This window comes from Lysinibacillus sp. FSL W8-0992 (assembly GCF_038008685.1).
Classification (GTDB): Bacteria; Bacillota; Bacilli; order Bacillales_A; family Planococcaceae; genus Lysinibacillus.
In genome coordinates this window covers 1,720,043-1,734,870 of sequence record NZ_JBBOZQ010000001.1, presented here as the reverse complement: position 1 = coordinate 1,734,870, position 14,828 = coordinate 1,720,043, and the positions used below count along the sequence as shown (strand labels likewise).

At 37.5% G+C, this 14,828-nt stretch carries 14 protein-coding genes; 1 reads left to right on the top strand and 13 read right to left on the bottom strand.

Annotated features, from left to right (window positions below; all coding sequences use genetic code 11):
- Window positions 1-375: 375 nt before the first annotated feature.
- The 10 genes from NSQ74_RS08350 to NSQ74_RS08305 form a co-directional block, all read right to left on the bottom strand.
- Window positions 376-1,374, bottom strand: coding sequence for an agmatinase family protein (locus tag NSQ74_RS08350; protein WP_340822671.1), 999 nt, complete (start codon window positions 1,372-1,374; stop codon window positions 376-378).
- 1 nt (window position 1,375) lies between these two features.
- Window positions 1,376-2,644 carry an imidazolonepropionase gene (gene hutI / locus NSQ74_RS08345; protein WP_340826430.1) on the bottom strand — a complete coding sequence of 423 codons (1,269 nt, stop codon included), beginning with the start codon at window positions 2,642-2,644 and terminating at the stop codon, window positions 1,376-1,378.
- Window positions 2,645-2,850: 206 nt separating this feature from the next.
- Window positions 2,851-3,867, bottom strand: a complete 1,017-nt coding sequence (locus NSQ74_RS08340) for a polysaccharide deacetylase family protein (protein WP_340822669.1) — start codon at window positions 3,865-3,867, stop codon at window positions 2,851-2,853.
- Entirely contained in the window at window positions 3,855-4,559 is a 705-nt protein-coding gene (locus NSQ74_RS08335; protein WP_340822667.1) for a hypothetical protein, read from the bottom strand. Before NSQ74_RS08335 ends, NSQ74_RS08340 begins: the two co-directional genes overlap by 13 nt.
- 22 nt (window positions 4,560-4,581) lie before the next feature.
- Window positions 4,582-6,264 carry a GNAT family N-acetyltransferase gene (locus tag NSQ74_RS08330; protein WP_340822666.1) on the bottom strand — a complete coding sequence of 561 codons (1,683 nt, stop codon included), beginning with the start codon at window positions 6,262-6,264 and terminating at the stop codon, window positions 4,582-4,584.
- Entirely contained in the window at window positions 6,257-7,381 is a 1,125-nt protein-coding gene (locus tag NSQ74_RS08325; RefSeq protein WP_340822664.1) for a glycosyltransferase family 4 protein, read from the bottom strand. The genes NSQ74_RS08330 and NSQ74_RS08325 overlap by 8 nt, the downstream gene beginning before the upstream one ends.
- A gap of 18 nt (window positions 7,382-7,399) precedes the next feature.
- A complete protein-coding gene (locus tag NSQ74_RS08320; RefSeq protein WP_340822663.1) occupies window positions 7,400-8,035 on the bottom strand; it encodes a sugar transferase in 636 nt (211 codons plus the stop codon).
- 162 nt (window positions 8,036-8,197) lie between these two features.
- Window positions 8,198-8,650, bottom strand: a complete 453-nt coding sequence (locus NSQ74_RS08315) for an SACOL1771 family peroxiredoxin (protein WP_340822662.1) — start codon at window positions 8,648-8,650, stop codon at window positions 8,198-8,200.
- Window positions 8,651-8,689: 39 nt separating this feature from the next.
- Entirely contained in the window at window positions 8,690-8,992 is a 303-nt protein-coding gene (locus NSQ74_RS08310) for a hypothetical protein (protein ID WP_340822661.1), read from the bottom strand.
- A 2-nt stretch (window positions 8,993-8,994) separates the two neighbouring features.
- Window positions 8,995-9,198 carry a helix-turn-helix transcriptional regulator gene (locus NSQ74_RS08305; RefSeq protein WP_340822660.1) on the bottom strand — a complete coding sequence of 68 codons (204 nt, stop codon included), beginning with the start codon at window positions 9,196-9,198 and terminating at the stop codon, window positions 8,995-8,997.
- A gap of 201 nt (window positions 9,199-9,399) precedes the next feature.
- Between NSQ74_RS08305 and NSQ74_RS08300 the strand changes: the two genes are divergently transcribed.
- Entirely contained in the window at window positions 9,400-10,005 is a 606-nt protein-coding gene (locus NSQ74_RS08300; RefSeq protein WP_340822659.1) for an NUMOD4 domain-containing protein, read from the top strand.
- 74 nt (window positions 10,006-10,079) lie between these two features.
- Here NSQ74_RS08300 and NSQ74_RS08295 read toward each other — a convergent pair whose 3' ends face one another.
- The 3 genes from NSQ74_RS08295 to NSQ74_RS08285 all read right to left on the bottom strand — a co-directional run bounded on the left by NSQ74_RS08295 (window position 10,080) and on the right by NSQ74_RS08285 (window position 14,562).
- Window positions 10,080-11,768 carry a GNAT family N-acetyltransferase gene (locus NSQ74_RS08295; protein ID WP_340822658.1) on the bottom strand — a complete coding sequence of 563 codons (1,689 nt, stop codon included), beginning with the start codon at window positions 11,766-11,768 and terminating at the stop codon, window positions 10,080-10,082.
- Between the two features lie 254 nt (window positions 11,769-12,022).
- Complete coding sequence (locus tag NSQ74_RS08290; RefSeq protein WP_340822657.1) at window positions 12,023-13,711, bottom strand: FAD-binding protein; 1,689 nt, start codon at window positions 13,709-13,711, stop codon at window positions 12,023-12,025.
- A gap of 146 nt (window positions 13,712-13,857) precedes the next feature.
- Window positions 13,858-14,562: a tryptophan-rich sensory protein gene (locus NSQ74_RS08285; protein WP_340822656.1), complete on the bottom strand. Its 705-nt coding sequence runs from the start codon at window positions 14,560-14,562 to the stop codon at window positions 13,858-13,860.
- Window positions 14,563-14,828 lie beyond the last annotated feature (266 nt).

The window sequence follows — 14,828 nt, the reverse complement described above, 5'->3', positions numbered from 1 at the left end:
AAAAAAGTGAGATCTTTCTTCCATTGTCCAGATGATTGGAGCGGAGGGCGGGCGACTCCTGCGGGAACGCACAAAACGTAAGACGCAACAAGCCGCGCGTAGCGAGGGTTGCGGCTTACGTTGTGCCCGCGGAAAGCGCCTGTCCGTAGTGGAAATCAACATCATTTTTTCCTTATTTACAAAATATAAAAGTGAGATTTTCCTTCCATTGTCCAGTTGATTGGAGCGGAGGGCGGGCGACTCCTGCGGGAACGCACAAAACGTAAGACGCAACAAGCCGCGCGTAGCGAGGGTTGCGGCTTACGGTGTGCCCGCGGAAAGCGCCTGTCCGTAGCGGAAATCAACGTCAATATTTTTCTTTATGCAAATAACAGACTATGGAGTAGCCCCATAGCCTGCCTTTTCTTTCCTCGATATGCGATTGCGGTGATCCAATTGAATGCCAGTTAGCCATTGCAAAAATGCTGTAACGCCCGTTTTAACTGTTTCTATACGAAGGTCATTATGCTTTGGATCAGCGTAAATAAAATCAATATGACGTACGCCCTCATTTTCGCCAATCAGCTTTAAAATATCAAATAATTCATAGGCTGTTAACCCACCAGGCGTAGCCGCAGGTACATCAGGCGCAAATGTAATATCCAATGCGTCTAAATCAACGGACACATAAATTCTATCTACTTCATGCATAAGCTGACGCAACATTTCAAGGATAGTCAACTGTATACCGTCGCGTCGCATTTGCTTTAACGTAATCATATGCATTCCTTGCTCACGGGCATAATAAATCATTTCAGGCGAATTAAAAAAGCCATGCAAGCCGACGTTATAAATATGCTTTCCCTCTACAACGCCTGATGCAATCAGTTGATGAATTGGCGAATTCATCGCTAAACCAATTTCTTCTTGATTTCTTGCATCTAAATGTGTATCAAGCTGAATAATGCCAATGCGATCTTTCGGAAAAGCATTTTTAATCCCTCTTAATGAACAAGCTGTAATTGCATGATCTCCACCAATAAGGCATGTGAAGCTTTTTTGATAGGCAATACTTAAGTTTTCCGCTGCCGCCTCTATTGCCGATTCCGAAAGCATTCGATTTTTCGGATCTATCGCTACGTCACCAATATCAACAATTGCTAATGCACGTAAATCTACTTGTTCGTCTAAATTATAAGATTGGAAACCGGACCATGCCTTACGGAAAGCATTAGGATACTGTGCTTTTTTGGATGGATCACTTGCATATGATAATAATGCTCCATACACAATAATATCCACATCGTTTGCAGTTGGATTTTGTTTTTGCTTAATCCACTGATGCATACTTGAGCCATTTTCTTGTTTCCACTGCCATTCAGGTTGGATGAACATTTTAACCTACCACCTTCACGCCTTTTTTCCAAACTTTTTTCACATGATTCACACCAAAAATATAATGTAGCTTTTGATGATTATGAACATCCCATAAAACTAAATCAGCTTGCTTTCCTACCTCGATAGAGCCAACACGATCTTCAATTTGCAATGCACAGGCAGCATTATACGTAGCAGCACATAAGCTTTCTGCTGGTGTCATTTTCATTGTGATACATGCTAGGTTCATTACAAGTGGAAGCGAAATGGTTGGAGAGGACCCAGGATTACAATCAGTCGAAATGGCTACAGGCACACCTGCGTCAATGATGTCTCTAGCACGTGCCGGTTTTTCTCCTAAATACAATGCTGTCGCTGGTAATAAACATGCAATAACCCCCGATTTAGCAAGCTCTTCGATTCCTTCGTCTGAAACTTTTAATAAATGCTCAGCAGAAATAGCTCCTACTTTTGCTGCAACATGCGCACCTTTATTTTCTTCAATTTCATCAGCGTGTATTTTAGGGATGAGCCCTTGCGCCTTGCCTGCCAATAAAATACGTTCTGATTGCTCCGGTGTAAAGACATCGACCTCACAAAATACATCAATAAACTTTGCCAGGTTTTCTTGAACAACTGCAGGAATCATTTCATCAATCACTAAATCAACAAACTGCTCTGGGTTGTCTCGATATTCTTCCGGTACTGCATGTGCTCCCATAAAGGTTGGCACAATGTCCACTGGGTGCTTTTTTTGCAAGCGCTGCATAACACGTAGTTGCTTTAGCTCATTTTCTAAATCTAGTCCGTAGCCACTTTTACTTTCTAATGTTGTGACACCATGCTGTAAAAATAAGTCCAAGCGTCTCGTCGTTTGATTGAAAATATGTTCTTCTGTCAATGTACGCATTTTTCGAGTTGTTGCATGAATGCCTCCCCCAGCATTCATAATGTCCATATAGCTCGCACCTTCTAAACGCATCTCAAATTCATGCTCGCGACTTCCACCAAAAACAACATGTGTATGAGGATCAATCAAACCTGGTGTTACAATTTTTCCCGTTGCATCTACAATCTCTGCTTCCTCTGCACGGGGTAAATATTTAAGTATCATGTCACGAGTCGTACCAAGATCTTGAATAGTACCATCTTCAATCCAGACGCTTCCACCTTCAATAATTCCGAGCTCTCGCATTTCTTCACGTACACGAGGTCCCTTCTTGTCACTTGCAACTGTCACTAATTGAGAAATATTTTGAATCCAAATCGGCCTTTGTTGCTTTTCCATCATCCCTAACTCCCCTTTGTTATGTAGAAAGCTACTTCTTTCCTTCTGCTTGTTCTATATAGAATTCTAAATTAACACGAAGTAACTTACATCTTCGTCACGCTCAGGTAATTTCCCTCTTATTCTCTTAAAAATTCTACAAAAGCAGAACATCAATTAAGTAGAGGATGAATTCTGAGCAACTAAAATAAAAAAGCAATAACACTCTATTCAGAAATGTTATTGCTTACATTACATAGTCTGGCTACCTCATGCATGGAATAGCTTTGAAAATTATAATCCTTCTGTAATTCTTGATAATATTGCAAAAGCTCCTCAAGCATCGCCAAATTTTTATCAATATGTTTTCCAAAGTTATGCGGATGCCACCACAAATGATAAAAAGCCCCTTCCTTTGCAGCAGCAAGCATTCCTTCTTTAATTCGTTTTACCTTGAGGTGCTCAAATGCACGCAACAAGCTACTATATGGTCTTAAAAATGCACTTGCTCGAACATTAATAAATGCATCCCCTTGCATCTCTTCTAGACTTACCATATGATTGCCAGTTACATTAACATAGCTATCCAGCCATTTCATTACACCAAAAGATAGTCGATTTTTTTTAGTGAACTTTTTAGGATTGTATAAATCATGTAGTTCATTTCCTCTATAGCAAACAAATCCTGCTTGCTGACAAATTGTAAAATAATTATCATTCACTTGATTACGTGGAAAAACAATGGACTTCATCGGTTCAATATACCCGTCACATATCATGTTCATTGCTTGTAAATCCGCAAGAAAGTCCGTTTCTGTTTGTCCACTTTCTAAACAATAAAAATGGGAAAATGTATGACTACCAATTTCCTGGTGGGGTGTTTGAATAATTTCTTCAATTAATGATTTGCCAAAGTGCAAAGAATCTTCTTGCTCATTTTCCCCTACTTTCGCAAGCTGGGAATGTGCTGCATACCGCATTTGTTTATATTTCACTGGAATGCCTCGCAAGTAATGAGCCATCTCACCTTTAGATTCTGCAAATAATAAACCTACAGTAGCCCATGTCGCATGTATTTCATATTGCTTAAACAGCATCAAAATTTTAGGTAATGCCTGACGAACACCATATAAATTTTTATTATATTGTCCATGCCGAAATACATCATGAACACCCCAATTTAACTCAAAGTCCAGTGAAATCACTAAACCACCATGATTTGCATTGCTTGCTATTTTCTCCACTTTTGCACGCCCAATAACAACGCACTCATTTTCGATTGTGCGATGTAGCCTGAATATACGTTAACAACTTGTCCACCGAAGCTCAATTTAAATTGACGAATCGTTTCGACATCTGTTAACTCGCCCATATCGTATAGTACAAATCCCTGCTGCTTTAAATACATTAAATTGTGCCATAACAAGAAACGATTCGCATAACGTAATGGACGCTTTAAATGGGGAGGCAATGATAAAGCATCACTTGTCGCTACGTAATAGGACATCGCTTTTTGTGCATGTACAATATCCAATCGATAACACAATGTTTGTCCACATATACTACGTACTTCTGACAAAAACAAAGCGTTTTTTTGATTTAAAAGCATAATGGATTCCATCTGCGATTTAGTAATTTGTTCAATTTTTTTCCTTTTTGCAAAATCATTATAAAACTGTTGAAAAGCTCGTAAGTTCTCTTCTGATGGCTCTGTATATAAAAATACTTGATAGGGCTCTTCCTGTGCGCGACGTAGCAACTTTCGATTGTTTTTCGAAAGTGCTGTATACATCGAGCACTCATGATTTGTTAATGGAATATGAACCGCTTCACGTTTAACAAGCTTACGGCTCGGAACAAGTGAATGTGTGTGACAAACTAACTTCATTGACTTTCTAGTATTTGCCAACTTTTCTGCAAAGTAAATATGCTGCATCGCGATATTCCATCGCTTACTTCTAATGGATAGAATGAACACCGCCCCCACTCTCTGTGTAATTTTCTACATGATTGCGCTCATAACGAGCACATTTAAAATGCTTCATTCGAGAAATATGTTTATAGCCTAATTGCTGCAATCGTTTTCGCTTACGCCATTGCCAAAAGCTTGCCGTTACCCAAAGTGTTTCATTTGGCTTTATTTTTTGAATAAATGCTGTAACAACGTCTATCTCTTTATAGAGATCGTAGCTCAAAAAGTAGGTTTGTTTAGGCAACGATTCAACGATTTGCAATGCATCCACACGTAAGTTTTTCGTATGTAATGCAAATGCAGGCTTCGTCGTCTGTGCAAAGGAATCTTTATAAATGGTATATCCCTTATAAAATAATGAAATAATCTCTTCCTGATCGAGTGACATTGCCTCTTGAATCGACATTTCCTCAAACAACTCCCCTACTGGTTGTTGTGGAACGACCCGATCAGATGGGGATAACTCGTACAATTCCACTTGCTTAAAACGAACAAACTTTTCAACGAATTGTTGTCCATATTCTAGCCAATCTTTCGCTTTTCCATACTTTACTAAATAACGCAGTTCACCAAGAGTGTGACGTTTCCATCCAACGAAACGCTGACTACTTTTCAGCATTTCCTTTAAACGTTCCTTCATTACAAACCAACCAAGCAAAACCTTTGCTCGTTTTGTTTTACTACTTGCAACGATACGCCTCGTAAAATCGATGCCAGAGCGCCAATCAAATTTATAAGCCTCATAACCAATACTCATATCGAACATATGATAATTTTCTGAAAAAGTACGCTTTATCGTAGTTTGATTAAGTAAACGACCAATTCCAAAAATATTGAAGTTTGGCTCATGTCCGAGTGCATAAGTGACATAGCGCCCTCGACAGCAAATACCATAGTTAAAGGCAAGCCATTGATCTTCAAAAACAAGTGCGTCTACTTCTACTTGCATCGCTTCCCCTTTAAGGTGGAAAATGCGTTCAAAAAATTCCCTTTTCTTGCCTTTTGTAAAACCGCTCGTATCCATCTTTTTTTTCCAACGTCGATCAAATAATCTAAACATTTGCCAAAGGTCTTCTTGTTCAGGTGTTTTTGTCCGTAAAGATCCTAAATTACGTAGCTTTTTTTCTCTTCGATCTATACCATGCATTTTTTTACGGTTATTGAAATGGCTATTGAAATCGACGTCTTGAAAAGTAAGGTATGGTGTTACTACTCTGAAAATATGTGGCGGTAATTGCCTTTCTACGAAATACTGTTCAATTGCCTTCGAGGACTCTTTACTTTCAAGTAATCCATGAAATGAAAATAGTACATGACGATGCTTTTTCATTAGCTCATCAAATACAAATGTTATAGCAGGCAATTGCCATTTTTTCCTTGCGATAACACCCGAATAATTAGCGATGTTTTCACCTGTAAAGGCATATAGACGAACACCCCAAAGCATTCGAACCGTAAATGGTAAAAATGCAATAATATCCTCATCCTTTTGCACAGCATATAGCTCTACACGCTCTTTTCTTCCAATAGTAATCCACCAGTTATAAAACCATGCATATTCAATAAACGGATTATCATTGTGTTCATTCGCTAATATCTCATCCCAAATCCCCTTATAATACATAAGTTCATCTTCTGTTCTAATGCGAATTAATTGCAATTTAATCACCCTTTTTAGCAAACTTTGAAATTGCCTGTTCATAGATTGATAATGTTTTTTGATACATAGGAATAAACGTAAAATCACGTAAAAAACGCCGTTCACTTATATCGCCCATTTTTTCACATAGCGTTTCATCCGTTAAAAGCTGTTTAAGCCTTTCTTTCAGTAGGCTTGGATCGTCACGAGCAATTAAAAATCCATTTTCTTGATCAGTCACTAACTCATTGACTCCACCAACATTCGTGGCAATAATAGGAAGTCCTGCTCTCATCGCTTCAATAATTGAAATGGGTAAACCCTCCCAGTCTGATAGCAGTGCAAAGATATGACTTTGAGCAAGCAATTTTGTGACATCTAATTGATTGCCTAAAAACGTAACTCGCTCTGAAAAACCTTTGTCTTTAACATAACGTTCTAATTGGGGACGCAAAGAACCATCACCAATAAATTGAAGGTGCCAAGGTATATCCGATAACTCCATCAAAGCCTCCAACAGTAAATCTTGCCTTTTTGGCACCTCAAAGCGAGCAACCATAACAATTTGCGGATGCTCATTTTCCACTCTATTTGGTGCTATTTTCGTTTCTAATTGTTCAATGCCATTATGAACCGTCTGCATTTTATGAGCAGGTGCAATGCCTTTTGTTAATGCCAACTTACGATCATAATCAGAAACCGTGATGATCTTAGTTGTTAATGGCTGGACCGTTTTTTCAAGTTGGCGATACATCAGTTGCTTTTTTTGTGGCACTCCTTCTGTAAAACTCCAGCTATGTGCGGTAAAAATCGTCGGAATGCGCAAAAGACCACCGATAATACGTCCAATTGCCCCTGCCTTAGAAGAGTGTGTAGCAATGACATCAGGCTGTATTTTTTTAAAAGCAGCTCGTAATTGCCAAAGTGCCTGGATATCTTTTGTTAGATGAATTGCCCGCTGCATGGCAGGGATACTGACTACATCAATTTGCTCATCTTGTAAACGCCATAATGAAGCATCATAATAACCTGTAACAATCGTAACTTTATGGGCATCTTGCTTTAACTTTATAGCAAGTGCCTCCACATGTTTTTGAGCGCCTCCTACTTTATCCATACGTGTTATTAGTTGAACAATCTTCAGCATCCTTCACCTCTTGCTCTTTTAGTAAGCCCCTGTTCTACCTAGAACGACGAAAAAGGTTTTCATAACAATTTTTAAATCCACCCAAAACGTTACGTTTTCTACATAATGAATGTCATAGGAGATTTTTTGACCATGCGAAATATTAGATCGTCCGTTAATTTGTGCAAGCCCTGTTAAACCTGGTTTTACTTCCAAACGGCGTGCCTGTAACGCACTGTAACTATTTGTAATTGTCGGTACTTCGGGCCTTGGTCCAACAATACTCATATCCCCCTTTAATACATTTAAAAGCTGCGGAATTTCATCGATGCTTAATTTACGTAATATTGCTCCTATCTTTGTAATGCGCGTATCTTGGTCAGTTTTGAAATAGTAATCATCTGGAATACCTTCTGTACATATTACAGGCATGTTGACAGGTGTTGCCTGAATAGCCATTGTTCTTAATTTCCAAATGATAAAACGTTGATGTTCGTAACCAGTTCGAATTTGTTTGAAAAAGATGGGGCGTCCTGTAGTAACGAATAATAGGAGGAGTACACCTAACATAAGAGGAATTGTAATAAGTAATAAAATAAATACCCCGACTATATCAAAAATTCGTTTACCATACTGACCGTAAAATGTGATTGTCTCAGCTGTCTGTACGTGCAATACATCATCCTTTACATTTTTTTAGTGCTTAACTTTATATATTCATTTCGCCCATTTATAGAACTATTTCAGACAAAGCAAATACCCTGTAAATATGACAAAAGGAATTACACCAGAAAAATTTTTGGCATAATTCCTTTAATAATCAAGAGATTAAGTTAATTACTGAAAATCAGACACCTGCTCAATTTGAAGGTGACATTCGATATGAACATTTCCCTTTAATGCTTTACTAATCATACACGTTTGTTCTGCTTTTTGAGCTAGCCGATTAATAAGATTTTCATCACGTTCAGGTAGATGCGGTACTTTTACATTTGGTTTATGGACAATTCTCTCATATGTAAAAACACCATCCGTTACATCTACAAACCCTTCTGACTCCATCGACAATGCCTCAACTGGTATTTTGGCGTTTTCCAGTAATGCTGCAAATGTAATTAAATAACAAGTTGCTGAAGCACCCAATAACATTTCATCTGGATTTGTTCCGATTCCTGGTCCATTCATTTCCCGAGGAATAGATACGATTGTATTCAAATTAGTTGATGTTAAGTTCCCTGTACCATTTCTTCCTTGCGACCATGATAAATTCATACCAAACTTGTGCTGCATTTACATAGCTCCTTTTTATTTTATTTCCATTAATTGTAATTAATATTTTAAATTATAATATACTGTTGAAAATGCCCATCCAGCCATATGAATTAGTAAAAGGATCCCTAAAGCTTGAGCGGTAGATAACTGAACACCTGCTATTAACAACAGAAATAGCGCATAAATGGAAATAACCGTTATTTTCCATCCATTCGCTAGTGAGCTTACTGTAATTTTTTCATATCTTTCATCGAGTCCATTTTTACGTGCCGCCATCCTACGTCCCCACCAAAGTCCAAAAAGACCTCCTGAAATGCCAAGCACTATACCAAGAAATCCTAACATTTGTTCCAAACTCATATTTAATCACTACCTTTCTCAAAAATAAATACTTCTTCAATACTTAGTTGAAATGATTTTGCGATTTTATACGCAAGTTCTAAAGATGGATTGTAACGACCATTCTCTATAGAAATAATTGTTTGCCTTGAAACTCCTAGTTTTTCGGATAGCTGTTCTTGAGTCCAGCCAAATGATGCTCTTAATTCTTTAATACGTTGTTCCATTTTTCACCACCCCGATGTAAAGCAACCTTTACGTAAAGTGTACTTTACTATTTTTTATTTGTAAAGCATACTTTACATTTTTTCTCGAATTTTCGGAAAACAACACAAAACTTCCTCGCTTTGTATAACAACAACCATCGAAAAACAGCGAGCCTTATTTTATGGTAAAATAGAAAAAACAATTATTTAGGAGATTTAGTAATGACTTTAACTAAACAACAAGCACTACAAGCACTTAATAAAAACAAATTTATCGGTTTTACGATTTCAACAGGAAATATTATTATAAAAAAGATTAATAAAACCGACTATAATATTTTCGTATATGAAGAAGGTAATGAAAAACCAATGCATTATGTAGGTTCCATTATGAACGTAATGGCGACGATGAGTGATAAAGCTTCAAATAAGGATTTTATTATCGTCGAGCAACTTCCTGAGGAAAATAAAACTGAAACGCCTGCCAATGGGGCTAATGAACAAAAGTCTGTTAAAAAAACTGTTATAAAAACGGCTAATTTGGATGAACAAAGCCGTGCAATCGCAGGCTATGAAGAACTCTATGAAATAACTGAAAGCGGACGCATTATTACAGTGCGTGAAAATCGTGCTTTAGCTCGTTGCAATGATGAATATGGTTTTCATATTGTCCGTTTAACAAAAGATGGCACAGCATCAAACCATAATGTATTCGAACTATGGAAGCAAGCATTCCCAGAGCTTGAACAAACAAACTTTAAAGGTGCCTTAAAAGCGAAATATGGCACAGGCTGTAAGCTAATTGACAAGCCAGGCATTCACTTTTAACAAGAGCATATATAGCTCCAATACAAGACAAGTAAAAATCCTCAGCGCCTATAAAAGACGCTAAGGATTTTTGGTTATATTAGAAAGGAAAGTAGTGCTAGGTGCCAGCTATGTTCTGATTGCTGTCCTTGTTTCGAAAAAAATTTCACCCATTTCTTTTCTTGACGATGCACTTTTTTCCACTTCAACAGTTGATTTACCCATACACGTTCTACCCTTCGAAAACCTAATGCATTCAACGTCCTACGCTTTCGCCACTCAAACCAATTAGCCGAGGTACAAATTGCACGCCCTTCTCGTTGCACTTCATCTACAATAATTTGGAGTTTAGGTAGTTCATAATTTTTAATATATGTAGTATTTGGTGGCAATTCTTGCATAAACCCATCCGCTTCCTCTTGGATTAATTTATCATGTCGCAAAAATGAAATTTCCTGTTTCTGTCCATAGAGCTTATAGCCTTTAAAATAATGAGCAAGGAGCTCAGTTCGCTGATCGTGGTCGAGCACCGATTGAATATTTATTTCCTGGAAGTTAGATTTATTGTGGCACATTTTTTCATCCAAATAATAAATATTAAATACATGTCCATTAAAAACCTTACATTTCAGCATCGATAACCACTCATTCATATTAGCTTTTGTGAACAAGTATCGTAATTCTCCTAATGTATTACGTTTCCACTCTACAATCCTGCGATTTGTTTTCACCATGGCTAACATCGATTCTTGCAGCACCATTACATTACGAAGCGCTTGTTCCCTCATCCCTGTAGTACTCATAATAAATTTTCTTGTAAAATCTAAATGTGTATACCAGTCAAACTTATAAGGCTCATACCCAACACCAAAATCGTATAGACGAAAGTTCATACTTTGTGCCTTTAGCATATTTTCCTTTTCAATTAAACGTCCAGGTCCAAACATATTGAAATCAGGTTCATGCCCCATAGCATGACAAAAATTTCTCCCTCGACAACAAATATCTAATGTAAAGCCAATCCAAGTATTCTCAAATTGCAAACTATGAACTTTTAAACATAGTGCTCCATTTTGCTGCTTTGCAAGCTGTTCAAAAAATGCCTTCGTTCGTTCGTCTGTAAATCCACTCGTATCCATTTTCTTTTGCCATCTTTTTTCAAACAATCGAAACATATTATCTAAACTTCCAGCATGTGCTTTTTGATAAGTTATGTTTCCAAATTCCTTCAACCGCTTTTCTCGACGATTAATACTCTTTAATCTTCGCTTATGCTGTGCTAAAAAATCGGGTAATTCAATCGACTTAAAATCTATATAAGGCGTGACAACACGAAAAACTGAATAGGGCAATTGATGTGCTAACGTATATTTTTCTAATATTTGAGATGTATCCTTACTTTCCAGTAAACCATGTAATACGAAGAGGACTCGGGAAAATTTGCTTGTAAGTTCCTTTAATAAATAATGCACAGCCTGCTCTTTCCATCTTTTTTCGGCAATTACCTCCATATAAGAGGCAAGTCCTTGTCCTAAAAAGCTAAATTGGTGGATACTACTAAATCTTCTTGTATGAACTAACGGGAAAAACGCTATAGCTTCCCCCTTATGCTCAACAATGTAAATTTCCACATTCACATCGTGCCCAACTATCATCCACCACGTCGAAATCCATTCATATTCTATAAAAGGATTATCGTTTTTTTCACGTTCAAGTATTTCAGACCAAGTATCCTTATATGTCTCTAGCTCGTTAATCGTTGTCACGAGTCTATACTCTAGCACGTGTGTAGTCACTCCTTTTTCACTTTCAATAACAAAGCATTGCCTTCCTTATAACCCAGTTATTGTTTTTTAGCATTTCAATGTGCTGTCCTATTTCTTCACCCAGTAGCCACTATATTCAAAAACGAACAAAATTAGAACGATTGCACATACCAATAGCCTGATTCCATTAGTAAAAAGGCATTTTACATATACTTCTCGAGACAAAAAAACCTCCTTATCGAAAGAAGAAGAAGGTTTTTATATAGTACAAATTAAGCTTCAATAAGAGTTGCTATTTCTTGTTTACTACTTTGCGCCATATGTGACGTTGCGATATAACTCATCGTCATTCCTGGTCCTAGTGTAGCACCCGGTCCTGGATAAGTTTCGCCCATTATCGAAGCGGAGCAATTACCAGATGCATACAAGCCTTCAATTGGTGTTCCGTCCTTCTTTACAACCCTAGCATGTTCATCTATAACGAGCCCCCCTTTCGTGCCAATATCACCTGGATATAACCGTAGTGCATAATAAGGTGCATCCTTCAATTCAGCTAAATTTGGGTTTTTTAATGTAGGATCACCGTAATAGTTATCGTAAGCACTTTCCCCTCGATTGAAATCATCATCGTGTCCATTACGTGCAAATGTATTAAAACGCGCAACCGTTTCAATTAAATTTTCTGATGGTACACCCATTTGACTTGCCAATTCCTCTATTGTTTTCCCGCTTTTCACAATATCATTGTCAAACCAGCTTTTTGGGAAAGCTTGTCCAGGGAACAAACCTGTAAATATATATCGACTCTTCGCAGTTGCATCAATAAGAATCCACGAAGGTATTCCAGTATTCGTTTTTTTATGATGTGCAAACATATTATCTACAAACTCATGATAAGGGGCAGCTTCATTTAAAAAACGATTGCCTAAATTGTCTACCACCATCATATTTGGTACGCCACGGTCTGCCACTAAAAAGAATGGATGTCCTTCTGGATCTAATACTGAAGGCGCCCCCCATACTTTATCCATTAAATCTAACGTTCCCCCAATTTTAACGCTTGGTTCAATACAATCACCGGTTTGTCCTTCTGGAGTCGATGTCCATTTGGCATTGGTTGGGGAAGGCAAATATTTCTCTCGGTACGCTTGATTGTGTGAAAAGCCACCAGATGAAAGCACTACACCTTTTTTGGCTTCAATCTGCATTTCTTGTCCATCCCGTTCTACGATTAAACCAATCACGCGATTATTCTTTACGATAAAATCTTTAAATGCCGTTGAGACCCATAACTCCCCATTCGCTTCTGCAAGTGACATACGTAAGCGTGCAATTAACGATTGTCCTAACGCTACAGGCTCACTACCTGTTATTTTAGACTTCACTAAGCGCATCCCTAATTTTAGTGCTGTTGTTTTTCCTTTCATTGTACGTCTTATCATATTTACCTTATGGAATTCATAGCTATTCATCGTGAAGCCTTTAGTCGACATAATAGACCGGCGCATCGTATCAGCTAAAGTTCCCATCTTCTGCAAATCAAAAATAAGTGGCTCAATAGAGCGCCCTTGTGAAAGGCCACCTGGTTTTTCAGGATAATAATCCGAATAGCCTGTAGCATATTGGAAACGCATGTGATTAGTATGATGATTTAAAAACATTAACATTTCAGGCCCTTGCGTTATATAAGCCTCTTTTAATGTGGTTGGCACACGATCACCAATAGTTGAATCTAAGTACAAACGTGCTAGTTCATGCGTGTCAGGAACACCTGCACCTTTAATGACATGATTATTTGGAATCCATAGTGCTCCACCTGATAGGGCAGATGCTCCACCGTAACGATCAGTTTTTTCAATGACTAATGATTTCATCCCTTGCAACTTTGCTGTTAGTCCTGCTGTCAAACCTGCAGCGCCTGATCCTACTACTACTACATCATAACTCGCATCCCATTTCATACTTACATTCCTCACCTTCATTAGTAGTTGACTAAATCAATGAATCTAGTATTTCTATTCAAAAGTATAGAATTAAAGTAATATTCAGTCAATTGAACGCACCCTCTTTTTTCCAAATAATACTTTACGTATAAAGTGACGCTTCATTATCTCCGCTTTCCGATAAAAATCCATATAACAAGCACAGCACTATACAGTAAAGGCATATAAAATAAGCTTCCAGCATCTACCCCATTTTTCACAGCAATGCCGATAAAAGACCAAATAATAACTATTGGAAACAAAAAATCTACTTCCACATAGCGAATATAAATAGCAAGACATGTGGCAACGAAGAGCAACAAATTTGCCCACCATACATCTGATATACCAAAGCCATCCCACTGATAGTACGTCAAAACATAACTAATATTCGCCATTAAGGCAACACTAATCCAGCCCAAGTAAATCGAAAAAGGTAATCTCCCTGCAAAACGGGTATCCCCTTTCGGATAACTTCTATAAATAAAAATTAAACTGACTAGGAGTCCAATCATCATGACGATCGATAACGAAAAGTATTCATAATGCCAACATAAAAGCCAAGCAATATTATACAGACAAGTTGACGTTACAAGACTTATGATGGCTGTCTCTTGATTGGCTTTCTTCCGGAATAAATGAATAACAAGCCATATTCCTAAAACTATATAAATAACAAGCCATATAGAAAAAACATAGCCTGCTGGCATAAACAGCACCTGTAGTTGGTTAGATACTTCTCCTGTTGTTTTGCCATTAATACCTATTGTACTTGCTATAACATTAACAGTAATCATGATTAAAAAGCTCAAAAGTGCAGCCCATTTCATTGCAATCCCCCCAATTATCATAATTAAGCTACTATATAACTAATTAATTCATAAATATAACTACCCTATTTAAAAAAATGAAATCTTTTTAGGAATGCTTACTATCCAGCTTCATTTCTTTTGTACGCACTGTTTCGATTTGCGTGTATAGTTTTCATTATTTAAACGCAAACGTGGTCATTTATTTTAACTGTGCTCCATCATATAACCCTTTACGTTGCATATATTTTGTAAAACGGACTTCAGTTTATTATAGGGCGGAGGAA